Raw genomic sequence first — 26,679 nt, 5'->3', positions numbered from 1 at the left:
GTGGCCTGCCGGTCACGCCACCGGGTGGGCCTGGTCCAACGCTGCTTCCAGCGCGTCCAGGTCCGGCAGCAGTGCGCTCTGCTCGCCCAGCAGCACACGCATGTGCACGCCCTGCGGCAGGGTTTCCTCGGAGGCGTCGGCCAGCAGGCCGTCGCGCGGGACGGAGATCAACTGCGGGAAGCTCTGGGTCAGCAGGGCGAAATAGGGGCGTTGCGCATTGCCTCCCAGGGCCTTCAGCACCACCACCTTGTTGTTGCCATGTACCGGCTCGTCGCCGAGCCCGGACAGGCGCGCGAACGAAAGCAGCGGCACTTCCCAGCCATGCCACGCGATCTGCCCCACCAGCCAGGCGGGCGCATCGGCGATCGTCTCAACCGGCACTTTGGACATCATTTCGGCGACGGTGGCGTTGGGCAGCAGCACGCGCTCATGCCCGGCCTGGATCAGGACGCCGCGGATTTCGTCGTTGTTGGCGTAGCTCATGCGCTCTGGTTCCTGTAATGGGCGGCGGCGTGGTTCACGTGTCCCCGCCCCAACGATCGGCGATGACCTGGGCCAGCTGCTGCGGCTCACCGGCCTCCATGCCCGCAGCGACCACCGCATTGGCGGCGGTCGGGTCGTAGCAGCCCTCACCCACCTGGCCGGCCACCCAGGCACCGGCCACGGCCAGCGCGAGTACGTCATCGACCTGACTGGCATCGGCGCCACTGAGCAGCACCACCGCACTGTGCGCCGGCGGCAGCGCGCCGACCTGGACGCCGTGGGCATCGGCGACGAAGTGCAGGCCGCGGTTGTGGACGGTCACGCCGATGTCGTCGGACAGGATGTACACCTGCCCGGCTTCCACCGGCTGCGCGGCTTCGGCCAGCACCACCGGCAGCGCGGAGACGCGGGCCATCTGTTTGACCAGGTTGCCGTATCGGCCGCCGTCCAGGCGCATGTGCACCAGTACCGGCGCAGCCAGCGTGGCCGGCAGGCCAGCCAGCAGCCGGCGCAGTGCGTCCGGACCGCCGATGCCTGCCAGCACGAGGACCGCGCCGGGGGCGGCACTGCCCGGGTCCACGTCGGCTTCCAGCGCCACCAGCGACAGGCGTTCGCTGTCGAACGCAGGCGGCGGCACAGCGGCGGCGACGGACGCTGCAGCAGGCGTGCCGTGGTCATCGACCAGCGACCAGCTGCTGTGATCGCCAAAGGAGGCCACCGGCAACGGGGGCGGCGCCACCGGCGGCGCCGCGTTGACGGGCGCCGGCACCGTTTCCGGCGGTGCCTGCAGCCCGGCCAGCGCTTCTTCCAGCGACATCGGCTCGCGGATGCCGGACGGCGCCTGGTAGAGACCGTCGGCCGGCACCTCGGTCGCCGCGTCGAACGCCTCGCGCACGTGGAACGACAGCGGCGCATCGGCATGCAGCTGCGCCGGGGTGGTCGGCAGGCCAGGTTCGGGCTGCAGCAGGTGGTCCTGCTCCGAGCCCGGCGGCAGCACGTCCTGGTGCCCATGCAGCTTGGCCGCCAGGTGACGCGCCCAGCGCTGGGCTTCCCAGCCGTCGCGACGGGCGGCCAGGTCGGCCTCGTCGAAGATCAGGGTCAGCGAGGGCGACGCCAGCACCGGGTCCAGGCGTTCCAGCGCATCCTCGATGGCCGGTTCCAGTGCGATCAGCACCGCGCCCGGATCGGCATCGCGCAGCGCCTGTGGCTCCAGGGTATTGGGATCGCCCTCGAACACCAGGCGCGCACCGGCGTGGCCGAGCGCATCGCGCAGGCGGTCGCGCGCCGCACCGTCACGGGCCAGCAGCGCCACCGACAACAGGGGATGGGAGTCACTCGCGGACACGGGCGATCCCCAGCAGGTCGTAAACGTTTCGCATCAGATCCAGTTCCTGGTACGGCTTGCCCAGGTAGCGCTGGACACCGATTTCGAACGCACGCTGGCGGTGCTTGTCGCCGCTGCGCGAGGTGATCATCACGATCGGCACCTGCTGGTAACGCGGATCGGCGCGCATCGCGGTGGCCAGTTCATAGCCATCCATGCGCGGCATCTCGATATCCAGCAGCATCAGATCGGGCACGCGCTCCTCCAGCCGCTCCAGTGCTTCGACACCGTCGCGGGCGACGGTCACTTCGAAGTTGTGGCGCTCCAGAATGCGGCCGGTGACCTTGCGCATCGTCAGCGAGTCGTCCACCACCATGACCAGCGGCACGTCGCGGTCGCTGACCTGGGTGGTCACCGCGATCGGCTTGTGCGGGTTGGCGAGGAAACGACGCACCAGCGGCGCGACGTCGAGGATGACCACGACGCGGCCATCGCCGGTGATCGTGGCGCCGTAGATACCCGGCACCGATGCGATCTGCAGACCCACCGGTTTGACCACGATTTCGCGGTTGCCGAGCACCTGGTCGATGGCCACGGCGGCCCGCAGGTCGCCGGCGCGCACCAGCAGCAGCGGCACCTGGGCCTGGCCTTCGGCGCGTGCCTGGGCCTGGCCGACCAGCGTGCCCAGGTCGTGCAGGGCGAACTCTTCGCCGCCGTAGTGGTACACACCGGCGCTGGTGGACTCGAAACGCTCGCGGGAGATGCGGCCGATGCCGCTGACCGACGCCACCGGTACCGCGTAGGTGGTGTCACCGATCTGCACGAACACGGCCTGGGTGACCGCCAGCGTCTGCGGCAGGCGCAGCGTGAAGGTGACGCCCTGCCCCCGCACGGAGTGGATGTCCACCGAGCCGCCGAGCTGGCGTACTTCGTTGTGCACCACATCCATGCCCACGCCACGGCCGGCCAGCTGGCTGACCTGGTCGGCGGTGCTGAAGCCGGAGGCGAAGATCATCGCGTCCAATTCGGTGTCGTTGAGGACCGCATCGGCCTCGATCAGACCGCGCTGTTCGGCACGGCGACGGATCGCGTCACGGTCCAGGCCGGCGCCATCGTCGGCCACTTCCAGCACGATTTCCGAGCCCTCGCGACGCAGGCGGATGGCGATCTCGCCCTCTTCCGGCTTGCCGGCGGCACGGCGCTGCTCCGGCGTTTCAAGACCGTGGGCGACCGAGTTGCGCAGCATGTGTTCCAGCGGCGCGACCATGCGGTCCAGCACGTTGCGGTCCAGTTCGCCGTGGGTGCCTTCCAGCGTGACATGCACCTGCTTGCCGGTGTCCTGGCCGGCCTGGCGCACCACGCGGCGCAGGCGCGGCACCAGCCCGTCGAACGGCACCATGCGCGCGCGCATCAGGCCATCCTGCAGTTCCGAGCTGACGCGCGACTGCTGCTGCAGCAGGACGTCGTACTGGCGCGACAGATCATCCAGCACACCCTGCAGGCCTCCCAGGTCGGCCGCCGATTCGTTCAGCGCGCGGCTGAGCTGCTGCAGGGTGGAGAAGCGGTCCAGTTCCAGCGGATCGAACTTGTGGTCGGCCTGGTCCTGCTCGCGCTGGTAGCGCGCGACAATCTGCGCTTCGGTTTCCAGGTCGAGTCGGCGCAGCTGGTCGCGCAGACGGGCGTTGGTGCGGTCCAGTTCGGACATGGCCCCCCGGAACGCGCCCAGCTGCTGCTCAAGCCGCGAACGGTAGATCGCCACCTCACCGGCATGGTTGACCAGGCGGTCAAGCAGATCGGCGCGCACACGCACCTGTTCCTGCTGCGGACGTGCCAGCGCGTCGTCGTCGCCGACCACTTCCAGCGGCACCGGCGCGGACAGCGGTGCGGCCACCCGTGTGGCGATCGCATCGGCCACGGCCTGGTTGCGGTCCTCCACCACCGGCGCTTCGGCCGGCAGCGCGTCCTCGACCACGACCGCACGGCCCTGGGTCCGCTGCTCGAAGGCGGCGATCAGGTCGTCGGGCATCGCCACCGTGCGGTGGTCACCGGTGCGGGTGAGCATCTGGTGCAGGCGGTCGAAGCCACGCTCCAGCAGATGGACGTCGCTGCGGTCAATGTCGGTGCGGTTGGCCGCCACGGCTTCCAGCAACGATTCGATGCCGTGGCCAAGGTCACCGATCGGATTGATCCCGGCCATGCGCGCGCCACCCTTGAGGGTGTGCAGATCGCGCTGCAGCCCGGCCAGCACGTCGCGGTCCTGCGGCGCGGCGCGCAGTTCGCTGATCAGGCCATCGCAGTGGTCGAGCAGATCCTTGCCCTCCTCCACGAAGATGTCGACCAGCTCCTGGTCGAGCACGCTGAAGTCCAGCGCGTCGGCGGCATCCTCGGCACCCTGCCCATCGACCCGCGTGGGCGCCTGCCCGGGGTCGGCGTCGGCGTCGGCGTCGGCGTCGGCGTCAAGGGTCGCGGAGGATGCCGGCGCATCGACCGATGCATCGATCGCGACGGTGGACTGTTCCAGTTCGAAGAACGGCGTGGGCGCGACGCGCGTTGCGGCGCTCTCCTGCGTTCCGGTGTCGTCCAGCGTATCGGCGAACGCATCCGCTTCGGCGCCGTCATCGTTGCTGGCGTCGAGTCCGATCACCCCCACCACGGGCGCCTCATTGCCCTCCGGCGCATCGACCACGGTCAGGCCGTCATCCAGCGCCTGTTGCGTATCCACCGGCTCGCCGAACGACGGCACCGGCGGCAACACGTCGTCCAGGGCATGGGCGTCGGCAATGAGGGCGTCCTCTTCCTCGTCGCTGAACGCCTCACCGTCGAACGCCGGCGGCGCGGCATCGGTGGCGTCGTGGTCTGCCGGCGCGGCGCCGGCGTTGTCGTGGACCACACCAAAGTAGCGCGACAGGTCATCGGCGGCGGTGAGCTCGACCGCGTCCAGACCGTCCGCTGCGGTGTCGTTCGCGGCGGTCTCCAGCACGGCATCCACCGCAACAACCACGTCGGCATCGGCGTCGTCGCCGCTGGCGGTCGCGACGCCGGCCGTACCGGTGGCAAGGGCCGCCGGGAGCGATGTTTCATCGAGGAAGCGGGACAGGTCGTCGCTGCCCGTCAGGTCGCCGATGGACAGCACCGACGCCTCGTCGGCGGCCAGGTCTGCCGCATCCAGGACCACCAGGCCGTCGGCCTCGAGCTCCGCGTCCTGCACATCCACGTCGTCGGACGCATCGGCACGGGCGAAGCCGGCCGCGTCGACGTCCTGTACGGATGCGTCGGCGTCGGGCAGTACGTCCGCGCCCAGTGGATCGGCGGCCGCCCTCTGTCCGGCGTCACTCACCGCGACAGCGTCGATGTCCTCGATGCGCTCGTCAGCATGGGCATCAGCCTCAGACGGTGCATCGATTGCTGTCGCATCGGCATCCGCGCTCTTCACTGCCTCGACCACCGGCTCGGCGTCGATGGCGTCGATGACGTCGGCGTCGGCGTCGAGCGCATCGAGCTCCGCCGTCTCCACGTCGATCGCGTCGTCGTCGACCAGCGCCGGCCAGCGCGCTTCGGGCAGCCGATCGGCCAGCGCCTGCAGGCGTGCGGCCAGGTCGTGCTGCACCGGAATGCGCGGGAACTCGGTCTGCAACGCGTTCATGGTCAGCGTGATCGCGGCGGCGGCATCGCGCAGCGCCGCCACACCGTCGGTCTCCGGCGTTTCACCGGCCGCCAGCGAGCGCTTGATGAACGATTCGGCAGCCCCGGTGACGGCCGTGATCTCCGGCACCTCGGTCATCGCGAACGCACCGTTCATGGTGTGCATGGCACGCAGCAGCAGATCGGTCACCGGCGCCGGGGTCGCCGCTGCCGAATCCAGCCACGCGTGCAGCGTGGCCAGGTGGGTGTCGACCTCGGCCTCGAGGATTTCGCGCAGCACGCTGTCGATATTGGCCGGCGTACCGGCCTCGACCGGGGCGTCCGCCAGCACCTCGAGCGCGGGCTCGACAGGCGTCTCGGCGGTCGTGTTCTCCGCCACGGGCGCGGCAACGGGGGCCGGGCGCTGCAGCGGCACGTGGAAGGTCTCTTCACCGGCCGCCACGCGGTCGGCAATGGCCTGCATGGCCTGCAGGTCGGCGGTCACGCGGCTGTCGCCGCGCAGCGCGGCATTGAGCTGCGGCAGCACTTCATAGGCCTGGGTGACCATCGCGACGACCGCCGGGGTGGCCGCGCGGCTGCCGTCGAGCACGCGGTTGAGCATGCCTTCGACCTTCCAGCTGAACTCGCCCAGGGTGCGTGCGCCCACCAGACGGCCGCTGCCCTTGAGGGTATGGAAGACGCGACGGATCGGGCGCAGGCGGTCCAGATTGTCGGGCGCGGCACGCCATGCCGGCAGCAGGTTGCCCAGATTCTCCAGTTCCTCGTCGAATTCCTCGATGAAGACGTCGCGGATGTCCTGGTCGATGTTTTCGCCATCGTCCTCGAAACCGGCATCGATGCTGGTATCAAGGGTGTCCGGCGCCAGCGTGGCCGCGACCGGTGTCTCGACGGGCTGGGTGGTGAACTGGGCCGCCGCCGCGTCCAGCTCGGCCAGGAACCGCGCCGATTCGTCATCGAGGTCGATCTTGCCGATCACCGCTTCATGCACGCCGCCGCTGACCGGGGTCAGCGGCACATCGACCGCCAGGGTGTCGTCCGGCAGCGCATCGGCGGGGACAGCGTCCTCGACCGGCGCAGGTGCATCCGCGTCCATGTCGCCGGACGCGGCAACGCCATCGCTGGCGCCGCCGGCGGCGGTGTCCTGCAGGAAGGTCGGCAATGCGTCCACATCGAACGCGTCCGGTTCGGCCAGGTGCGCGGCCTCCTGGACACGCTGGGCATCCTGGACATCCAGCGACAGCACGTCGTCGGCGTTGCGCAGGTCGTCGTCGAAGGTGAACTCGATCGGCTCGTCGCTGATGTCCAGCACGTCATGCTCAGCGGCCACCGGGTCGAAGCCGGCGGCGCTGTGGGCGATCACGATCTCGTCGGCCACGGCATCGACATCATCGGCCCCCGACAGCGCATCGGCGGTGTCGGTATCGGCGGCCTCGGCGGCAACGCTGTCCAGCGTCGGCACGAGGTTCCATGCGGTCGGCGCGGTCGGCGTTTCGGCCTGCACCGGATCGAACGCGGCAGATGCCGGTGAGACCTCATCATGCGGCCGCGCGGTGGACAGCTCCCACTGCGGCGCGTCCGGTGCCACCGGTGCGGTGGAGGCGTTGAACACCAGCGCGACCGGCGCGGACGGCGCGGGTTGCGCGGGTGCCGCGGGCAGCGGATCGAAGGTGAAGTCCGGCAACGGGGGCGGCACGCTGACCGGTTCCTGCGCGGTGAGCGGGGTCGGTTCGATCGCGATCGGCTCGATCGACGGCGCGTCCCACGCGGCCACATCGATGCGCTCGGCGGCGACCGGCAGCGCTTCGGCGCTGGTATCCGCCGGCGCGCTGCCGGCATCCGGCAACGGCCAGTAACGCAGGGTTTCCAGGCTGCTGCGGGTGATGTCCAGGATCTCGTCGCGACCGGGACGGCGTTCGCGCAGCGCTTCCAGGTAGTACTCCAGGCTGGCCATCGCATCGGCCAGCGTGTCGAGCTGGCGACCGCTGGGAACGCGCTGTTTGCCGATCAGCTCAACGGCAATGTACTGGCGCACGCCCTGCAGGTAGTCGGCCGGCACGGCCAGATCCAGCATGCGCAGCGCGCCGGACACCTCGCCCAGCAGGCGCGGCACTTCCTGCAGCTGCGCGTGGCTCCAGTTGGTTTCGATGAAGGCGACGAAATGCTCGCGCGCCGCGGCGAAGTTGGCGATCGCCTCATGGGCCAGCACTTCCACCGTGCGGCGGTTTTCCACCGCGCTCGGGTCGTCCTCGCCACTGCCGCCGGCCCCGAGGTGGGCCACCTGGTCGTCCAGCGATGCGTCCACGTACAGCAGCGCGCCGGCGATATCCAGCAGCAGCCCTTCGTCGATCTGCTGTTCGCCGTCGACCACGCTGCGCAGCGCATCGCGCTGCTGCACGACCACGCCGCGGGCAACGCCCAGGCCCATCATGCCGAGGGTATCGGCCACCGCACCCAGCTCGTTGACCTGGGTCTGCAGCTGCACCGGCTCGCCGTTGGTGCGCAGGTGCAGATCGAGCGCATCCTTGATGCGCAGCAGTTCTTCCTTGACCGCGTTGCCCACGGTATCGAGCAGCTCGCGGTTGCGGCCGCTCAGGCTGCCGCGCGCGTGGTCCAGTTCGGCTTCGGTGGCGCTGGCGCTGTCCGGCGCGAAAGCGAACAGCACGCTTTCGTTGATGCCCGGCGCAGCGCGCGCAGCCCGGATGTCATTGAGCAGCGGCAGCAGCACGATCGGGATATCCCGGTGGCCGTTCTGCAGGCGCTCCAGATAATCGGGCAGCAGCACGCTGCCGCGCATCAGCGTGGCACAGGCTTCATCGCGGTCGGGCACCTGTCCGGCACCGATGGCGTTGGCCAGCTGTTCCAGCTCCTCGGCCACCATCGCCGGAGCGTACAGCTCGACCATCCGCAGGGTGCCCTGCACCTGATGCAGGTAGCCGGCGCAGAAGCGCATGCGGCCGCCGTCAGCGGGGTCTTCCACGAAGTACTCGACCTCGTGCCGGACCTGGCGCAGAGTTTCGTCCAGCTCCGGCTTGACCCAGCCCAGGGCAGCGTGGCTCATCGCATCGCGCAGCGTGCTCATGCCAGGGCTCCGGGCAGGTTCGCGCACAGGATGTGCTGGTGATTGTGGCGATGCATCATCTGCTGATTCCTTCCCTCTCCGCCCTGCCGGTCGTTCACGCCGGCAGCTTGAAGTCGGCAACCGAGCGGCGCAGGTCGGCCGCCAGCTGTGCCAAATGACCGATCGACTCGGCGGTCTGTCCCGCACCCTGCGAGGTCTGGCCGGTAATCTGACGGATCACGCCCATCGTGCGGGTGATGTCCGATGCAGCGGCCGACTGCTGCTGGGCAGCGATCGAGATGTTCTTGATGAGGTTGTTGAGCGCGTTGGACACGCGTTCGATTTCGGTCAGGGCGGTACCGGCGTCTTCGGCCAGGCGCGCACCGGACACCACTTCGGCGGTGGTCTGCTCCATCGAGCTGACCGCTTCGTTGGTATCGGCCTGAATGGCCTGGACGAGGTTTTCGATGCGTCGCGTCGCGCCGGAGGTACGTTCTGCCAGGCGCTGCACTTCGTCGGCCACGACCGCGAAACCACGCCCGGCTTCACCGGCCGAGGCCGCCTGCACGGCCGCGTTCAAGGCCAGGATGTTGGTCTGCTCGGAAATGTCGTTGATCAGTTCCACGATCGAGCCGATTTCCTGCGAGGACTCACCCAGGCGCTTGATGCGCTTGGAGGTTTCCTGGATCTGGTCGCGGATCTGGTCCATGCCCTGGATCGTTTCGCGCACCACGCCGGCACCTTCGGCGGCGATGACCACCGAGCGCTGGGCCACGTCGGCCGATTCGGCCGAGTTGCGCGACACCTGCTCGATGCTCGACGCGATTTCGCCGATGCGGTCCGACGCCGAGGTGATCTGGTTGGCCTGGTGACCGGCCGCTTCGGCCAGCTGCATGGCCGTGGCCTGCGTTTCCTGGGTGGACACGGCGACCTTGGCCGAGGTGTCGTTGATGGTGGTCACCAGGTGGCGCAGTTCGTCCACGGCGTAGTTGATCGCGTCGGCGATCGCGCCGGTCATGTCCTCGGTCACCGAGGCCTTGACCGTCAGGTCGCCTTCACCCAGCGAGCTGATTTCGTCCAGCAGCCGCATGATCGCCTGCTGGTTGCGGCTGTTGAACTCCACCTGGGTCTGGTAGCGCAGTTCCTGTTCACGCGAGCGGCTGCGCACGGTGCTGCTGACGAAGCCGACGATGGCGATCAGCGACAGCGCGCCGGAAATGACGCCCAGCCAGAAGTTCGGGAACAACCGCGTATCGCGCACCGAACCGAACGAGGAGAAGGCTTCGAACAGCTTCTTGCTGTCGTCCAGCATCCTGCCGGCGCCGGCGGTCAGGGCGGCGGCCGACGACTGCGCGGCGAACAGCTGGCGCGAGCTGGCCAGGATCGCGTCGGCGTCCTGCTTCATCGTGTCCCACTGCTTCTGCGACTGCTCCAGCGCGGTCAGTGCGGCGGCGTTGCGGACCGGGGTGATGCCCAGTTCCTCGTTGCCGTTGCGCAGCGCGTCGAGCACCTGGGTGAACACCACCGAGTCGCGCGCCAGCGCATCGCCGGCGGCAGCGGCATTGGCGCCACCGGCGCGCATTTCGGTCACACGGCGGGCCATCGAGCCCACCACCACGACCTGCTGCAGGGCGTTGTAGACCTGCGAGGCGGGCGCGCCGCCGGCCGACATCGCGCGGACCACTTCGTTCAGCTGCGCCTGCAGGGCCGGCACGCCGTTGACGAAGTTGTTGGCATTGCCGGCCAGCGCCAGCACCGCCGGTTCACTGGCCACCAGCTGGCCGGCGCTCTTGCCGAGCGGCTCCCAGGTCTGGCTGAGCTGCTCCAGCGGGCCGGCCACGTTGGCCTCGTTGCCGTAGCGCCCCTTGAGGTTGCTCACCGTGCCTTCGATGCGGGTCTTGGTGTCCTTGAACGCAGTGAACGCCTGCGCGTTGCCCGACACCGCCTCACGGCCCTGGTTGGCCAGCTGCTGGGACAACACCTGCAGGTCGGCCGCGCCGGTGCTGGCGCCGGCCAGGCGGCTGCCCTGCCAGGTGGCTACGCCGGTGTTGACGCCGAACACGATCATCGACAGGGCCAGCAGGCCCAGCCAGAAATTGGTTCCCACCGAGCCCAGCTTGCCGGCCTTGGCGGATTCCGAAGCAGTACTCATGGTTCAACCTCGATCTTCAATGCGGTGAGACAGACGGCGACGGTCAGGCCGCGGCCTGCCTGAATTCGGGGGTGCGCGACAGCAGCGACAGCGAGAACACGCCCCAGTCATGACCGTCGCCGTGGAAGGCGCGGTCGACGAAGTGGCCGTACCGGCCTTCGGCGAGATCGCCGGCCGCCACGTCCTGGTCCTGCTCGAAGCTGCGCTGGCCGAACAGCTCATCGATGGTCAGCGCGACGTCGCCACCGGCCTGGCGCATGATCAGCACGCGCTGGCCTTCCTGCTGCACGGTGCGCTCGCCTTCCAGGAAGTACTTCAGGTCGACCACCGGGAACAGATTGCCGCGCAGGTTGCCCACGCCCAGCAGCCACGGCTGCGCGCCGGGCACCGGGGTCACCGGCGGCATCGGCACGATTTCAACCACTTCACGGAAGTCGGACACCAGCCGGCGCCTGCCGACCCGGTAGCCGACACCACGCCACAGATCCTGCGAAAACTGTCGTTCCGGCAGCTGCACGGCATGGGCCAGGCTGCGCCGTTCGTAGGCTTCCAGGATGTCGAAGGGAGAGCGCATCAGACCACCAGTTCGTTGATCCGCGCGATCAGTTCCTCCTCGCGCGGCGGCTTGACGATGTAATCGGCCGCCCCCTGTCGCAGCCCCCATGCCTTGTCGGTTTCCATCGCCTTGGTACTGACGATGACCACCGGGATGTGCCTGGTCGCTGCGTCCCGCGCCATCGCGCGGGTCGCCTGGAAACCACTCATGCCCGGCAGCACGACGTCCATCAGCACCAGCTGCGGCAACTGCTCGCGCACGAGCTGGAGCCCGTCCTCGGCGTTGTCCGCTTCCAGTACTTCATGGCCGGCCTTGCGCAACCACTGCGTGAACACCGCACGGTCGGTCGGTGAATCCTCGATCAGAACGATTCGAGCCATTGTGCCTTTCCCCCCTGGTCAGGCGTTTACGTATGTGCGGATGGCACCCAGCAGTTCTTCACGCGTGAATGGCTTGGTCAGGTACTGCTCCGAGCCGACGATGCGCCCGCGCGCCTTGTCGAACAGGCCGTCCTTGGAGGACAGCATGATCACCGGCGTGGACTTGAACAGCTGGTTGCCCTTGATCAACGCGCAGGTCTGATACCCGTCAAGACGCGGCATCATGATGTCCACGAAGATGATCTGCGGTTGCTGGTCGGCGATCTTGGCCAGCGCCTCGAAACCATCGGTCGCGGTCACCACCTCGCAGCCTTCGCGCTTGAGCAGTGTTTCCGCGGTCCTGCGAATGGTCTTCGAATCGTCGATGACCATGACCCTGAGCCCTGCGAGTTCCCCACCCGCAGCCATGTTTTCAGTCATTACCTTTCCCCGAGCGCGCGACGCTTCTGCTGGTCTGGCGCCGCTGCGAAAGCGTATCTATATCCCAATTCCGGCGCAGGCTTCAAGCACCGCGGCTGCCGCCAAGCAGGCCGCGGGTCTCCGCCCCCCGCCGGACCCGGAACTGCGCAAACCCGCGGCCGCCACCGGCGCCGGCGGACACTGCGTTGCAGCCGTGCCGGGCAGGCAACCGGGGCCCATTGCCGCTACCATCATCGGCCTGCCCGCCAGGTTGCGACCATGCCGTTGAACGTCATCGTGGTGATGGACCCCATCGCCGACATCAAGATTGCCAAAGACACCACCTTCGCCATGCTGCTGGAAGCCCAGCGACGCGGCCATGCCCTGCACTACGTCGCTCCGGGCGGCCTGGCGCTGCGGGACGGCCAGGCGGTCGCCCGGACCGCACCGCTGCAGGTGCGCGACGACGCGCGGGACTGGTTCACCCTGGGCGAATTCAGCCAGACCCCGTTCGGCCCCGGCCAGGTCGTGCTGATGCGCAAGGACCCGCCGGTGGATGCCGAATTCATCTACGACACCCACGTGCTCAGCGTGGCCGGGCAGGCCGGCGCGATGGTCGTGAACGACCCGCAGGGCCTGCGCGACTTCAATGAGAAGCTGGCTGCGCTGCTGTTCCCGCAGTGCTGTCCGCCGACCCTGGTCAGCCGTCGCAGTGCCGACCTGAAAGCCTTCGTGCTCGAACACGGCCAGGCCGTGCTCAAGCCGCTGGATGGCATGGGCGGGCGCTCGATCTTCCGCAGCGGCACCGGCGACCCGAACCTGAACGTGATTCTGGAAACCCTGACCGACGGCGGGCGTACGCTGGCGCTGGCGCAGAAGTTCATTCCCGACATCACCGCCGGCGACAAGCGCATCCTGCTGGTGGACGGCGAACCGGTCGACTACTGCCTGGCGCGCATCCCGCAGGGCGACGAGTTCCGTGGCAATCTCGCCGCCGGCGGCCGCGGCGAAGGCCGCCCGCTGAGCGAGCGCGACCGCTGGATCGCCGCGCAGGTGGGCCCGGAAATGAAGCGCCGTGGCATGCGCTTCGTCGGCCTGGACGTGATCGGCGACTATCTCACCGAGGTCAACGTCACCAGCCCCACCTGCGTACGCGAACTGGATGCGCAGTTCGGCCTCAACATCGCCGGGCTGCTGTTCGATGCGATCGAGGCCGGTCTGCCGCAATGAGTGCCCGCGTCGCTCCGGCCCCCAGCCCGCAGGCGCGCGAGTCGCAGCGGCTGGGCGCGACCCTGACCCTGTCGGTGATCGTGCACGGGCTGCTCATCCTCGGCGTGGGCTTCGCGGTCAGCGACCAGGCCCCGTTGGTGCCGACCCTGGATGTGATCTTCAGCCAGACCCGGACCGCGCTGACGCCCAAACAGGCCGACTTCCTTGCCCAGGCCAGCCAGGTCGGCGGTGGCGACCACGACAAGGCCGAGCGCCCGCGCGACAACCAGGCCGGGATCGTGCCGCAGCCGCAGACCGGCCTGTCGCCGGTGCCGCAGCAGCGCCAGGATGCGGCCAGCCCGCCGCCCCCGCAGGCACGCGTGATCAGCAGCCGCAACAGCCCCGACAGCGTCGCCGACGCGCAGCCGCAACCGCTGCCCGACCGCCCCACGCCGGACGCGCCGGTCACCGCACGCGAACAGCGCGACGCGGAGATGGCGCGGCTGGCGGCCGAAGTGCACCTGCGCTCGGCGCAGTACGCCAAGCGCCCCAACCGGAAGTTCGTGTCGGCGAGCACGCGCGAATACGCCTACGCCAACTACCTGCGGGCCTGGGTCGACCGTGCCGAGCGGGTGGGCAATCTGAACTACCCCGATGAGGCGCGCCAACGCCGGCTCGGCGGCCAGGTGGTGATCACCGTGGGCGTCCGCCGCGACGGCAGCGTGGAAAGCAGCCGCATCCTGCGCAGCAGCAACAGCCCCCTGCTGGATGCCACCGCGCTGCGCGTCATCGCCCTGGCCCAGCCGTTCCCGCCGCTGCCCAGAACCGACGATGGCGTGGACATCCTGCAGGTCACGCGTACCTGGGTGTTCCTGCCCGGCGGCGAGCTGCGCGACGACCGCTGACCCGGCCACTGACGAGGCCGGGCGCCGGTACGCCACTACCCCTGCTTTGCCGCCCGCGCGGCCTGCTGCTCGACCAGGGTCAACGCCACGTTGTCGCGCAGATAGGCCGGCTCCACCCGCTCCGGCGCCACGGCCTCACCGCGCTCGAACGCCGGCACTGCCAGCGCCAGCACGTCCGAGGCGCGCGGCAGGGCCAGCGGATCCACGCCCGCCAGCTGCGGCGCCAGGCGCGTGGCCAGCACGCCATCGGCAGCACCGAACCCGGTGCCCACGCCGAACCAGCGCGTGCCGTCGGGCAGGACCACGGCGTCGGGCGCGCACACCACTTCCTCGCCCTGCAGCCGCCATTGGCCGTCCACGCGCACCTGGCGGGCCACGTACACCTCGCCCATGCGCGCGTCGATGCTGGACAGCACCTGGTCGGCATCGGCCGGCGCACGCAGCGCCAGCGTCTGCAGCGTTGAAATCGGTACCAGCGGACGGTCCAGCGCCAGGGCGATCCCCTGCGCGATCGCGATCGCCAGGCGTACGCCGGTGAAGGCGCCGGGGCCGCGGCTGAGCGCGATCGCATCCAGCTGCGACCGGGCCACGCCCGCCTCGGCCAGCAGCGCCTCGGCCCACGGCAGGCTCAGCTCGGCATGGCGGCGCGGGGCGATCTCGAAGCGCTCCAGCACCTGCCCATCCACATGCAGGGCGACGGAGCAGGCTTCGGTGGCGGTTTCAAAGGCAAGCAGTTTCATGGCGGTCAGAACAGGGAAGTGGGGAAATCGTCGGCGGCCGGCGCCGCTGCAGCGGCGGGAACGGCAGCGGCAACGGCAGGCCCGCTGGCCGCGTCGGCGGGCCATTGTGGCGCAAAGAAGGCGCGGACATCGTCCAGCGCCCGGGTGCGGCGGAACGGCGGCAGCGAATCCAGGAATATCCGGCCGTAGCCGCGGCTGAGCAGGCGCGGATCGCACAGCACCAGCACGCCGCGGTCGGTCTCGCTGCGGATCAACCGGCCCACGCCCTGCTTGAGCGCGATCACCGCCTGGGGCAGCTGCTCGTCGCGGAACGGGTTGCCGCCGTCGCGGCGGATCGCGTCCAGGCGCGCTTCGAACACCGGATCGTCCGGGGCGGCAAAGGGCAGTTTGTCGATCACCACCACGCTCAGCGCATCGCCGACCACGTCCACGCCTTCGCGGAAACTGGCCGAGCCGAGCAGCACGCCATTGCCCGACTCGCGGAAGCGCTGCAGCAGCGTGGCACGCGGCGCCTCGCCCTGTACGAACAAGGGCCAAGGGGCATCGCGCAGCGCTTCGGCTGCTTCGCGCAGGGCGCGGTGCGAGGCGAACAGCAGGAAAGCACGTCCGTCGGACGCCGCCAGCACCGGGGTCAAGGCGCGGATCAGCGCGGTGCCGAAACCGCGCGCGCCCGGATCGGGCAGATCGGTGGGCAGGTAACACAGCGCCTGGCGCGCCCAGTCGAACGGGCTGGCCTGCAGCAGCGTCACCGGGTCGTCCAGGCCGAGCCGCTGCGCGATGTGATCGAAATGGCCGTCCACGGTCAGCGTGGCCGAGGTGAATACCCAGGCCGCCATCGAGCGCTGCCGATGCTCGCGCAGCGGTCCGGAGACATCCATCGGGGTGCGCTGGCAACGGAAGCCGCGTGGCGTCAGTTCGTACCAGAGCACCTCGGCCGGTGTCGGCACCTGCTCGGGGTCCACGTCGAAATCCGGCAGCGGCGCATCGTCGCCCAGCCACCGCGACAGCCGCGACACCGCCTCCTGCGCACGCGCATGGCAGGCGTCCAGGCCGGGCGACGCCTCGCGCACGCCGGCCAGGCCATCGCGCAGCGTCACCAGCGCGGCCATCGCCGCGTCGAATCCGTCGCGCACCTGCGGCACCGCCAGCGCGCGCCATTGGGTGCCGCGCGGCGGCAGGCCATCCATCGCGATGCGCAGATCGCGCAGCCCCTGCTCCAGTGCGGCGGCAGGCGCCTGCAGCGCGGCCTGTGCGCCGGCCACGCTGCGGCTCTCTGCCAGACAGTCGCGCGCCAGCTCCTGCCAGGGGCGCATGCCGAAACCTTCGCCGAAGAAGTTGGTGGCCAGCTCCGGCAGCTGGTGCGCTTCGTCGATCACGAAGGCCTGCGCGCCCGGCAGAATTTCGCCGAAGCCCTCCTGTTTCAGCGCCAGGTCGGCCAACAGCAGATGGTGGTTGACCACCACCACGTCGGCCGCCTGGGCGCGCTGACGGGCCTGCACCACGAAGCAGTCGTCCCAGAACGGGCACTCGGTACCGAGACAGTTGTCGACCGTGGAGGTCACCATCGGGTACAGCGGCGAATCTTCCGGCAGCGCGTCCAGTTCGGCCATATCGCCAAAGCGCGTACGCCCCGACCACGCCAGGATGCGCTGGAACTGGGCCACCTGTTCCGGCGAGGAGAAGCGCGGCTCGCCACGCGCCTGCTGCAGGCGGTAGCGGCACAGATAGTTGGCGCGGCCCTTGAGCAGCGCACTGCTGTGACCTACCCCCAGTGCGGCGCGCACACGCGGCAGATCGCGGTGGTAAAGCTGGTCCTGCAGCGCGCGGGTACCGGTGGAGATGATGGTCTTCAGCCCGGACAGCAGGGCCGGCACCAGGTAGGCGTAGGTCTTGCCGGTGCCGGTACCGGCCTCGGCCAGCAGCACGTCGCGCTGGTCGAAGGCTTCGGCGATGGCCGCGGTCAGGCGCAGCTGCGCCGGGCGCGGCACGAAGGCATCAAGTTGGCTGGCAAGCGCACCGCCCTCGCTGAGGGCGTCGCCGCTGGCAGTGGCAAGGCGGGACATCGCCCCATGATAATCCCCGGCCGCCACCGCGCGCCGGATTGCCGTCGTGGAGCGGGGCTCTGCCCTGCTGTTCCCGGTCAGATGCTGCCGGGCAGAACCCGGCACTGCCGGGCAGAGCCCGGCACTACGTGACGTGGGCCGGCACTACGTCACGTGGGCCGGCACTGCTCAATACCGTTTGATGCCCGGGACGGTGCAGCCGTCCAGCTGCGCGTGCGCCGACACCGCGTTTTCCTTTTCGCCGCGGGCCAGGCGGGCCTGTTCGATGGTGGCCCAGTGGCGACGGCACAGCGGCCCGGTCTTCGAGCCGAGGTCCACGGCCTTTCGCGACAGCGCTTCGGCGCGTGCCCAGTCGCCCTGCAGCAGAGCGATTTCGGCCCGCTCCTGCAGCACGGCCGGATCGCCCTCGACAATCAGCAGGGCCTGGTTGAGCGCCTCTGCCGCGCCAGCCAGATCGTTGGCCTGGCGGCGGGCCTGGGCATGCGCGCGCAGGTCGTCGACCTGGGCATCGCGCAGCGGCTGCACCGCCAGTTCAGTGTCGTCATTGCCGGCAGCAGCGTCGACGGCGGCCAGGCGCTGGGCCGGGCTGACCGTGGCAACCACCGGCGGTTTTACCGGCGGCGTGCTGCTGACGCACGCGGCAAGGGACAGGCTGACCGCGACCAGCGCGATCGGACGAAGCGGGAACATCGAAGACATGGCAGGACTCAACGCGCAGGAGGGGTGGCCGCCGGCGCGCTTTGCGCCGGTTCAGGGGCAGCATCCTGCTTGCGTTCCATTCCGAACCAGCTGCGCCAGCCGCCGCCCTGGGTTTCACCGTCCCCCTGCCCGTCACCCTCACCCTCCGGCAGCACGGCCGGGGGCGCACAGGGCGCATAGGCGGGGGCGTAGCCCACGACGAACGGGAAGCGACGGGCTCCCGGACAGGTTTCATCGGTACTGGCGGTGCCGCTGGCTTCCACGTACTGCCAATCCAGTCCCTTGTTGCTGACCCGCAACGGCGAACTCGGCAGGCGGGTGAAGATGCCCGACCAGACCCGCATGGCGCCGCTGGCACCAAACAGGCCGGTCTGCGCGTTCTGATCGTTGCCGATCCACACCACGGCCAGGTGGTCGCCGGTATAGCCGGCATACCAGCTGTCGCGTCCGTCGTTGGACGTGCCGGTCTTGCCGGCGGGCTGCAGGCGGGCCAGGCCGTCGGCGTTCAGGCGCTGGGCGGTGCCGCTGGACACCACCTGCTGCAGACCGATGCTGATCAGGTTGGCGGCGATCGAGTCGCCCTCCTGTGCCGGCGCGGGGGATTTGTCATAGCGTTTGAGCAGCTTGCCCTGCGGATCGAGCACGCCACGCACGGCGTGCAGCGGCTGGATCTCACCGCCGGAGGCCAGGAACTGGTACAGCTGCGCCATCGCATACGGGCTCTGGTCGGTCGCGCCCAGGATCACCGCCGGATTCGCTTCGGCCTTGATACCGGCCAGCACATGGATCAGCTGGGTGAGCCGCTGCGGCTCGACCGCCATGCCGATCCGCACCGTGGCCTGGTTGTAGGAGTGCGCCAGCGCATCGATCATCCGCACCGTGCCGTGGCTGCGGTTGTCGGCGTTGCCAGGCGTCCAGCGCTTGCCGCGGCTGAGCTGCACGGTCACCGGCGAATCATCGACCCAGCTGGCCAGCGAGTAGCGGTCCGGTTGCGCCAGCGCCAGCAGATACACGAACGGCTTGAGCAGCGAACCGACCTGGCGCTGCGCTTCGATCGCACGGTTGAAGCCGGGCTCGGACACGTCGCGGCTGCCGACCACGGCCAGCACGTCGCCGTTGTGCACGTCGGTCAGCACCAGCCCGGCCTGCAGCTCGGGGCGACGCTTGGTTTCCAGCGACTTCAGCGTGCGCGTCACCGCGCCTTCCGCGTACGCCTGCGCGGAGGGCGACATGCCGGTCATCACGCTCAGGCCTGCGCCCTGCAGCGCGGCCTCCGGGTAGTCGTGACCCAGCTGGCGGCGCACCAGGTCCACGTAGGCCGGGAACCGGTTCGCCGCGATCAGGCCGGGATTCTTCGGCACGCCCAGCGGCGCCTTCAGCGCACGCTGGTACTCGGCATCGTCGATCAGCTGGCTCTCATGCAGCTTGCCCAGCACGAAGTTGCGCCGGTCCAGCGCGCGCTCCGGGTTGCGCCGGGGGTCGTAGTAGGACGGGCCCTTGACCAGACCGATCAGCAGCGCGACGTGCTCGGTGCCGAGCGAGGACAGATCGCGCCCAAACCAGAATTCCGCACCCGAGGACATGCCGTGGATGGCCTGGCTGCCGCGCTGCCCGAGGTACACCTGATTGAGGTACGCCTCCAGGATGGTGCGCTTGTCGTAGCGCGCCTCCATGATCAGCGCGTACAGCACTTCATTGAACTTGCGGGTGACGGTCTGTTCCTTGCCGATCCCGAGCAGACCGCTGCGGGCCAGCTGCTGGGTCAGCGTGGACGCGCCCTGGCGGCTCTGTCCGCCGGAGCGCACCGTCACCCAGATCGCCCGCGCGATGCCGCTCAGGTCGATGCCGTGATGGCGGTTGAAGTCCTTGTCTTCGACCGCCTGCAGGCCGGTCACCAGCAGTTCGGGGGTCTCTTCGATCCGGACCAGGCGCCGTTCTTCCTGCTTCTGCCCGTACAGCGTGGCAATCCGCGCCGGGTCCAGGCGCGCGGCCTTGAGCGCCTTGCGGCTGTCGGCATCGCGCAGCGAGGCAACCTGGCCGCCAGACAGGCTCAGTTCGACGCGGCGGGGCGCCACCGGGCCGTCCACATCGTTGTAGCCGCGGCTGGAAATGATGAAGCGGCCGCCCTCCTGGGCATAGGTGGCCACCGGTTTGCCGGTGCCGTCTTCCCGGTAGGCCGACGCCGCCAGTTCGGTCTTCAGTGTCTGCGCATCCATCGCCACGCCGGGGGCCAGCACCAGCGGGCGCGCGTAGACACGGGTCGGAATCTGCCAGCGCAGTTCACCGAAACGCTGGGTGACCTGTTGGTTCAGGTACACCGTATAGGGGATCAGGAATCCCAGCGCGAGCGCGAACGCGGCCATGCCCCAGGTGATCAGGCGGCGGCGCCACTGCGGCCAGCGGCTTTCGGTGTCGTCGTCGAACTCGTCGAACTCGTCGGAATCGTGGCGTCGGGGCACGGTACATTGCGCAACAGGAGGATCGCGGCAGTCTAACGCAGCGCAGCAGCCGTTGCGGCGCCTGCCTGTGCGGCGTTCAGGCGGCTACGCAGGCGGCATGGGACCGCTGCGCCCGCGCACGCCATCCCAGAGGCCGCGCAACATGAACCGCAGGCGAACCAGGCGGGGCGCGATGACCACCCCGTTGCTGATCAGCTTGAGGACAAGCCGCGGGAGATCCTGGCCCACCCAGACCCGGGAGGTGTGCGGACGCCCGTACAGCAATACCCGGTTGCGCATGATGTAGTACAGGCGGAACGGCTTGTGCACGATGACGCCATCGCGCTTGATCCGGGACGGTCTCAACTGCTCGCCGATGCTGTGCTGCATCTGCGCATCACAGACGCCATACAGCCCCAAGCCCGCCGCCGTCGCCCGGAAGCACCAGTCCATGTCGATGTTGTCGATGAACAGCGACTCGTCCATCGGGCCCACGCGATCCAGCGACGCCAGCGGAATCAGCGAACCGGAGGTGATCAGGAAATCGCAGGGCACGTACTGGCCCGGGCCGCCATACAGCTTGTGGTTGATCGGAAAACCAAGACGGATGAACGGCGCAAGATCGCCACTGCGCGAATCGCGGAACTGGGGGCCCACCGCCGCCACCGGTCCCTGCTGCTGCAGCGCCGCCAGCGCCGTGGCGAGGGTCTGGACCATGCCGGCTTCCAGCACGCTGTCCTGGTCCATCAGCATCACGTGCCCCACGCCGATCCGGCGCGCCTGCTCACACGCACGGTTGAGCGCTGCACCGAGACCGACATTGACCGGCGAGGCGATCACACTCACGCCCTCCCCGGCGAGTGTGTGCAGCCGGGCAGCCACATCCGCCGCCGGACTGCCGTTGTCGAACACCACCACGTGCCCGACCTGGTCACGCACGGCTGCGACCACGCGCGCCAGCAGATCCAGATCGGGCGCGTAGGTCACGATCACCGCGCAGATGTCGGCGGCAGCCACGGCCTGCCGGGGGGGCGTGGCCTGGGAAATCGTCATGTCGGTCACTTCACATCCAGAAGATCGATGGCCAGCGAACGCAGGCCATTGGAAAAGCGTGTGTAGCGCCCGCTACGGTACTCGCCCCATACCTGCCGCGCGCGCGCCCAGAACGACCCGGGCAGCGCGGCACGTGCGCGCGCATGCAGCAGCCGCTGCTGCACCATTGTCCGGCGTTCGGCCGACAGCACCAGGCCGTCGTCAATCCGCGCCGACAGGGCTTCCAGCTGTGCAACCCGCTTGGTCAGGTACGCCCGGCGCGCCGCGCCGTCATGCATCACGCGGTCGCGCACGCCACGCCGCCGTGCGCCGACCTGGTTGCCGCCGTGCTGGCGGTAATCGACCAGGGGCGGCTCCAGGCAGTCCAGACCATCGCCGGCAGCCGCGACCAGCGCCAGCCACTCGTCATGGATCCAGCCCGGCGCGACCGGCAGGGCGACATCGACCAGGCCACGGCGCAGCGCCGCCGTGGCACCGGTCACCACGTTGCGCCCGAGCAGCACCTCGAATGCCTCGCCGCGGTGCTCGCGCGCGATGTCATCGGCACCCACCTCAAGCACCTCGAACAGACGCGCACCGAGCGGCTCGCCCTGCCCGTCGACGAGCCGGGCGTCGCCGTGCAGCATCGTCAGGGCCGGGCGGCGCTCGAACGCCGCCGCAAACTCGGCCACCTTGTCCGGATGCCACACATCGTCCTGATCGCACAGGAACACGATGTCGCCCCGGCAGTGGCGCAGGGCGTACTCGAAGTTGCGCACGTAGCCCAGGTTCGCCGCATGCCGATGCAGGTCGACCTGGATGCCGAGCCCGCGCAGCGTCTCCGCTTCCTGTTGCAGGCACGACCAGGTCGAATCGCTGGAACAGTCGTCGCAAATGACCACCTGGTCAGGACGCCGGCGCTGGGCAGCGATACTGCGCAGCTGCCCGGCCAGGAACGCTTCTCCATTCCAAGTGCAGAGTGCAACGGAGACCTGCAGGCCGCCGGCCGTGGTCACGCCACATCCCGGGCGGCAGTCGCGCAGCGCGCCGGCACGCTGCCGCGCGGAGCGCGGCAGGGAGAGCGGAAGAAGACACGGGCATGCGTGGGCATTGCGGGGCTGGGCGGAAATGACAACGGCGGCACTATAGCCGACCCGGGTCGGCGGTGCGCCGCGGCTCAGCCGCCCTGCGCGCTGCGCAGGCGCTCGGCGAAGGCCGGCAGCTCGGGCAGGTCCGGCTGCCAGTGGCGCGCCTGGTCCAGCGCCTGCGCGGCAAAGTCGATATCACCGGCGCCGAGCCGCTCGCTGCCGATCGCCAGCCAGCGCTGGGCGAGGCGTTGCCGGGCCTGCGACAGGCTCGCATCGCTGCGCGCCAGGGTCTGCCAGGCCTCCAGGCATGCGCCTGCGGCGACCACCCGGTTCTCACGCAGACGGTCTTCGAAGCAGGTGCGGCTGGCCGGCAGCAGCCGCCCGGCGGCGGCGCGCACGCGCACATCCTGCGGCGCCAGGGCCTGTGCTTCGCGCAGCGCGTCGTAGGCGCTGCGGCCCGGTGGCGCGAGAAAGTCGCCACGCGCTTCGGCCTCCTCGATGCGCCGCAGCAGCGCCATCAGGCTGCGCTCGCGCTGCGCCCGCGGCGCGGTCGGCGCCTGCAGCGCCCGTTGTGCCTGCCGGGCCTGCTCGATACCCCGGCGCGCGTCGGCCAGTGTGCGCGCCGACGCCCCCAGCGCCTGGGCCGAGGCGAGCGCCTGCCCGGCCGCCTCGAAGCGGAAGTCACCGGCCAGGCGCGCGGCGCGCTGCATGTGGGCCTCGGCCACGCGCTGCAGTCCCTGGCGCGCGGCGGCGTCGTCCGGCGCCGCCGCCAGCACCGCCTGGAAAGCGGTAACCGCCGTCTCCAGGCGCTCCCGGCGCAGTGCCGCCTGGCCGTCGCGCAGGCGCCGCTCCAGCGCAATGTTCAGCGCTTCCTCGGTAGCGGGCAGGTCCACATGGCCGGCATCGAAGCCACGCGCACGGCGCACGGCCGCCGCCGCGGCAGCCACATCCCCCCGCACGGCGTTCGCCCGCGCCTGCTGCAGCAGATCTGACAGGGCATCTTCGCGTCCTTCCAGGGCCTGCACCTGGGTGGGGACCAGCACCAGCACCTGCTGGTAGAGCGGCAACGCGCTGTCCGGGCCGTCGTCCAGGCGCTGCGCCTGCAACGCGGCGGCCGCGCGCGCCAGCAGGTCCTCCACGCCGGCGCGCGCCACGCGCTGCTGGCGCAGCTGCTGGGCCACCCCATCGACATCGCGCCGCGGCACCTGCAGCGTGCGCGCCAGTGCCAGCGCCGTCTCGGCAGCCTCGATGTCGCCTTGCGCCAGCGCACCGCGGGCCTGCTGCACCGCCGCCTGACCGGTGCGCACCAGTCCGGCACGCGCCTCGGCGCGGTCGCTGTCCATTGCCTGCGCGGCCTCATACCACTCGCGTGCGCCGGTCCCATCGGTGGCGGTCAGCCGGCCGGCGGCCAGCGCGCGGTCGCCCTGCTGCAGGAGATGCTCGATCGGCGGTGCGTCCCAGAACCAGTTGGCCAACGGCCGGCGCAGCAGCACCAGGGCAATGAACAGGACCGCCGCTGCCAGCACCGCCCAGCGCCAGATGCGCCGCGCATGACGTGCCTGCAGCCACCACCAGCGCCCTTCGCGACGGACGCGGCTCAGCACCTCGTGCGCGCGGTTCTGCCTGTCAGCGTCACGGCTCATGCCGCGAGCCTAGCCGGCGTCACGTGAGGTCAGCCTAGACGCCGGGCTTCGCTGACACCCGGCAGGGCATCCAGCTTGCCCAGCAGCGTGGACAACTGACCGTAATCGCTGACCTTCAGCCGCAGCCGCAGGTGCGCACGACCACTGTTGCGCACGTTGTCGCTGTGGATGTCCAGCACATACGCGTCTTCCTGCGCGATCAGATTGGTGATGTCCTTGAGCAGCCAGCGCCGGTCCACGGCCTCGACCACCACGTCCACTTCGTAGCCACCGCCTGCCTGGCCCCACTCCACCGGCAGGATGCGCTGCGGGCTGGCCGCCGACAGGCGCGCCAGTGCGGCGCAGTCGGTGCGGTGGACAGTGACGCCACGGCTGCGGGTGAGGTAGCCGACGATCGGCTCGCCGGCCACCGGCTGGCAGCACCGCGCGAGCTGCACCAGCAGGTTGCCCACACCCTGCACGGTGAATTTGGACTTGCCCAGGCTGTCGCGGCGCGCGGTCGGGCGCGGCAGTGCCGGTACCGTCGGCTGGCTGGCGGCACGTTCGGCCTCCAGCAGTGCACGGCTGACCTGGCTGGGCCCGGTATCGCCCAGTGCGACCTGGATATACAGATCGTCCACGCTGTCGGCATGGAATTTTCTGGCCGCCACGCCGAGGTCGGCGTGCTGCAGACCGAGGCGCTTGAGTTCACGGTCGAGCAGATCGCGACCGGCCTGCACATTGCGCGCCCGGTCCAGCTTGTGGAACCAGCCACGGACCTTCTCCCGCGAGCGGTTGCTGGCCAGAAAGCCGTTGGAGGCCAGCAGCCAGTCGCGCCGCGGATCGGCCTCCTTGGAGGTGAGGATCTCGACCCGGTCGCCGCTGCGCAGGCGATAGGTCAGCGGCACGATGCGGCCGTTGACCTTGGCGCCCCGGCAGCGGTGCCCGACCATCGTGTGCACGTGGTAAGCGAAATCCAGCGGGGTGGCGCCCTGCGGCAGGTCCATCACCTCGCCTTTGGGGCTCAGCGCGTACACCCGGTCCTCGGTCAGCTCGGCATCCAGCGCGCCGGCCAGTTCGCCGGCCTGCCCGTCCTGGGAATGCTCCAGCAACTGCCGCATCCAGGTGATCTTGCGATCAAACGCCTTCTCCGCGCCCTTGCTGCCTTCCTTGTAACGCCAGTGCGCGGCCACGCCGAGTTCGGCCTGGGCGTGCATGTCATGGGTGCGGATCTGCACTTCGATGGTGCGCCCTTCCGGGCCGACCACCGCCGTATGCAGCGAGCGGTAATCGTTTGCCTTGGGCCGCGCGATGTAATCGTCGAATTCACTGGGTACCGGCGCCCACAGCGCATGCACCACGCCCAGCGCCGCGTAGCAGGCGGCCACGTCATCGACCATCAACCGCAACGCACGGATGTCGTACAGCTGCTCGAAGGCCAGCCGCTTTTTCTGCATCTTCCGCCAGATGCTGTAGATGTGCTTCGGGCGGCCACTGACCTCGGCGTGGATGCCCTGAGCGGCCAGTTCGCGCGCGAGCGCCTTCTTGACACTTTCCACATAGCGCTCGCGCGCCACGCGGGTTTCATCCACCTCGCGGGCGATGCGGCGGTAGGTTTCCGGCTCCAGATGGCGGAACGCGAGGTCTTCCAGTTCCCACTTCAACTGCCAGATGCCCAGGCGGTTGGCCAGCGGCGCATGGATGTCGCGGGTAAGCTGGGCCAGCGCACGGCGCTGTTCGTCCGGCAGGCGGTCGGCCGCGCGCATGCGCGCCAGCTGCCGCGACAGCAGGATCGGCACCACGCGCAGGTCCTGGATGATCGACAGCAGCAGCCGGCGCAGGCCCTCGCTGTTGCGACCGGCCTCGCGGCCGGCGTGCAGCGCCCACACCTGGTCGGCCGCGTCCTGGCCCTCCAGCAGGCCCACCACCGCCGGCTTCAGCGTGCCCAAGGGCAGGCCGTCCAGTCCGGCGCGCAGTCCCGGCAGGTCGAACAGCAGAGCGGCCAGCAACGCGCTTTCATCGGCCGACAGCAGCGCCAGCGCGTCCAGCGTGTCAGCCAGCACCGTCCAGCTGCTGCGCATCTGCTGATCGGTATCGGGCGCCTGCCAGCGCGCGCGCAGCGCCTCGCACAGGGCAGGCGGCAGCGACGACGCCGAGGGTCGGTTCAACAAGGCATCCAGGCCGGGGACAGAAGCGCGGTTCACAGCATCGTGCAGACAAGACAGAGGTAGCTACACTAGCGCCGCCCGTGCGAGGGAACAATCAAAACCGCTGCACCGGCCCATTGGCCCTACACTGCGTTCATCCCAAGGAGACCTGCCATGCGCTTTTCCCGTCTGCGGTTGTTGGCCGCTGTGGCCGTCCTGCTCAGCCTGTCGGCACCTGCCTGGGCACAGCGCGTGGTCGAAGGCGACCTGCAGCAGCAGATGACGCCGGAGGAATTCAAGGCAGCCGGCCTGGACAAGCTCAAACCCGCCGAACTGGCCGCACTCAACAACTGGCTGCAGGGCAAGGTCGCCGCCGTTGCCGCCGATGTGCGCGAGCAGGTCCGCGAGCAGGTCAAGGAGCAGGCGCGCGAGGAAGGCCGCCAGGAAGTGATCGTCAAGAACCGCGGCTTCTTCGACTTCGGCAGCAGCGAGCCGATCATCAGCACGCTGGAAGGCGAGTTCCGCGGTTTCGGCAAGGGCCGCCGCTATGTGCTGGCCAATGCGCAGGAGTGGGAGCAGACCGACAGTGCCAGCCTGTCCGGCATCCGCGCGCAGTCGCCGCAGGTCACCATCACCCCCGGCGTGATGGGCGCCTGGTACCTGCAGGTGAAGGGCGCCAACACCCGCGCCAAGGTCCGTCGCGTCAAGTAACCGCGACCGCCCCGCGCAACCCGCGGGGCGG

18 protein-coding genes are annotated in these 26,679 nt (G+C 69.7%); 3 read left to right on the top strand and 15 right to left on the bottom strand.

What is annotated here, in order from left to right; translation table 11 throughout:
• Positions 1-12 precede the first annotated feature (12 nt).
• From ACPEH1_RS08305 to pilG, 7 genes are all read right to left on the bottom strand, one after another.
• Positions 13-483, bottom strand: a complete 471-nt coding sequence (locus ACPEH1_RS08305; protein ID WP_017354592.1) for a chemotaxis protein CheW — start codon at positions 481-483, stop codon at positions 13-15.
• A gap of 34 nt (positions 484-517) precedes the next feature.
• Positions 518-1,828 carry a chemotaxis protein CheB gene (locus tag ACPEH1_RS08300; RefSeq protein ID WP_136003062.1) on the bottom strand — a complete coding sequence of 437 codons (1,311 nt, stop codon included), beginning with the start codon at positions 1,826-1,828 and terminating at the stop codon, positions 518-520.
• Positions 1,815-8,528, bottom strand: coding sequence for an Hpt domain-containing protein (locus tag ACPEH1_RS08295; RefSeq protein ID WP_423715616.1), 6,714 nt, complete (start codon positions 8,526-8,528; stop codon positions 1,815-1,817). Before ACPEH1_RS08295 ends, ACPEH1_RS08300 begins: the two co-directional genes overlap by 14 nt.
• A gap of 94 nt (positions 8,529-8,622) precedes the next feature.
• Positions 8,623-10,659 (bottom strand): methyl-accepting chemotaxis protein, encoded by a 2,037-nt coding sequence (locus tag ACPEH1_RS08290; protein WP_017356961.1) that lies wholly within the window; start codon positions 10,657-10,659, stop codon positions 8,623-8,625.
• Positions 10,660-10,702: 43 nt separating this feature from the next.
• The gene (locus ACPEH1_RS08285) at positions 10,703-11,233 is read right to left on the bottom strand and encodes a chemotaxis protein CheW (RefSeq protein ID WP_017356960.1); all 531 of its coding nucleotides are present in this window, start codon (positions 11,231-11,233) and stop codon (positions 10,703-10,705) included.
• Positions 11,233-11,595 (bottom strand): response regulator, encoded by a 363-nt coding sequence (locus ACPEH1_RS08280; RefSeq protein WP_017356959.1) that lies wholly within the window; start codon positions 11,593-11,595, stop codon positions 11,233-11,235. The genes ACPEH1_RS08285 and ACPEH1_RS08280 overlap by 1 nt, the downstream gene beginning before the upstream one ends.
• An 18-nt stretch (positions 11,596-11,613) precedes the next feature.
• On the bottom strand, positions 11,614-12,015 hold the full coding sequence (gene pilG / locus ACPEH1_RS08275; protein WP_017356958.1) for a twitching motility response regulator PilG: 402 nt from the start codon (positions 12,013-12,015) through the stop codon (positions 11,614-11,616).
• A 258-nt stretch (positions 12,016-12,273) separates the two neighbouring features.
• Here pilG and gshB point away from each other — a divergent pair, with 258 nt between their 5' ends.
• Both gshB and ACPEH1_RS08265 read left to right on the top strand, forming a co-directional pair.
• Positions 12,274-13,224: a glutathione synthase gene (gene gshB / locus ACPEH1_RS08270; protein ID WP_017356957.1), complete on the top strand. Its 951-nt coding sequence runs from the start codon at positions 12,274-12,276 to the stop codon at positions 13,222-13,224.
• Complete coding sequence (locus ACPEH1_RS08265) at positions 13,221-14,108, top strand: energy transducer TonB family protein (protein WP_136003059.1); 888 nt, start codon at positions 13,221-13,223, stop codon at positions 14,106-14,108. The genes gshB and ACPEH1_RS08265 overlap by 4 nt, the downstream gene beginning before the upstream one ends.
• Before the next feature lie 35 nt (positions 14,109-14,143).
• On the opposite strand, the gene tsaB is transcribed toward ACPEH1_RS08265, so the two are convergent.
• The 8 genes from tsaB to ACPEH1_RS08225 form a co-directional block, all read right to left on the bottom strand.
• Positions 14,144-14,848, bottom strand: a complete 705-nt coding sequence (tsaB, locus tag ACPEH1_RS08260) for a tRNA (adenosine(37)-N6)-threonylcarbamoyltransferase complex dimerization subunit type 1 TsaB (RefSeq protein WP_136003058.1) — start codon at positions 14,846-14,848, stop codon at positions 14,144-14,146.
• A 5-nt stretch (positions 14,849-14,853) separates the two neighbouring features.
• Positions 14,854-16,911: an ATP-dependent DNA helicase gene (locus ACPEH1_RS08255; RefSeq protein ID WP_423715615.1), complete on the bottom strand. Its 2,058-nt coding sequence runs from the start codon at positions 16,909-16,911 to the stop codon at positions 14,854-14,856.
• 168 nt (positions 16,912-17,079) lie between these two features.
• On the bottom strand, positions 17,080-17,601 hold the full coding sequence (locus ACPEH1_RS08250; protein ID WP_017356294.1) for a hypothetical protein: 522 nt from the start codon (positions 17,599-17,601) through the stop codon (positions 17,080-17,082).
• 17 nt (positions 17,602-17,618) lie between these two features.
• Entirely contained in the window at positions 17,619-20,069 is a 2,451-nt protein-coding gene (gene mrcB, locus ACPEH1_RS08245) for a penicillin-binding protein 1B (protein ID WP_136003055.1), read from the bottom strand.
• 84 nt (positions 20,070-20,153) lie between these two features.
• Positions 20,154-21,101, bottom strand: a complete 948-nt coding sequence (locus ACPEH1_RS08240; protein WP_165699778.1) for a glycosyltransferase family 2 protein — start codon at positions 21,099-21,101, stop codon at positions 20,154-20,156.
• Positions 21,102-21,106: 5 nt separating this feature from the next.
• The gene (locus tag ACPEH1_RS08235; RefSeq protein WP_017356297.1) at positions 21,107-22,096 is read right to left on the bottom strand and encodes a glycosyltransferase family 2 protein; all 990 of its coding nucleotides are present in this window, start codon (positions 22,094-22,096) and stop codon (positions 21,107-21,109) included.
• A gap of 161 nt (positions 22,097-22,257) precedes the next feature.
• Positions 22,258-23,811, bottom strand: a complete 1,554-nt coding sequence (locus tag ACPEH1_RS08230) for a hypothetical protein (RefSeq protein WP_423715613.1) — start codon at positions 23,809-23,811, stop codon at positions 22,258-22,260.
• A gap of 29 nt (positions 23,812-23,840) precedes the next feature.
• Complete coding sequence (locus tag ACPEH1_RS08225; RefSeq protein WP_287250159.1) at positions 23,841-25,994, bottom strand: RelA/SpoT family protein; 2,154 nt, start codon at positions 25,992-25,994, stop codon at positions 23,841-23,843.
• 117 nt (positions 25,995-26,111) lie between these two features.
• On the opposite strand from ACPEH1_RS08225, the gene ACPEH1_RS08220 reads away from it, so the two are divergent.
• Positions 26,112-26,648: a hypothetical protein gene (locus ACPEH1_RS08220; protein ID WP_017357210.1), complete on the top strand. Its 537-nt coding sequence runs from the start codon at positions 26,112-26,114 to the stop codon at positions 26,646-26,648.
• Positions 26,649-26,679 lie beyond the last annotated feature (31 nt).

The organism is Stenotrophomonas sp. NPDC077421, from assembly GCF_049545505.1.
GTDB classification, from domain to species: domain Bacteria; phylum Pseudomonadota; class Gammaproteobacteria; order Xanthomonadales; family Xanthomonadaceae; genus Stenotrophomonas; species Stenotrophomonas nematodicola.
The sequence above is the reverse complement of the archived record's forward strand: the minus strand, read 5'-3'. Positions and strand labels throughout refer to the sequence as shown.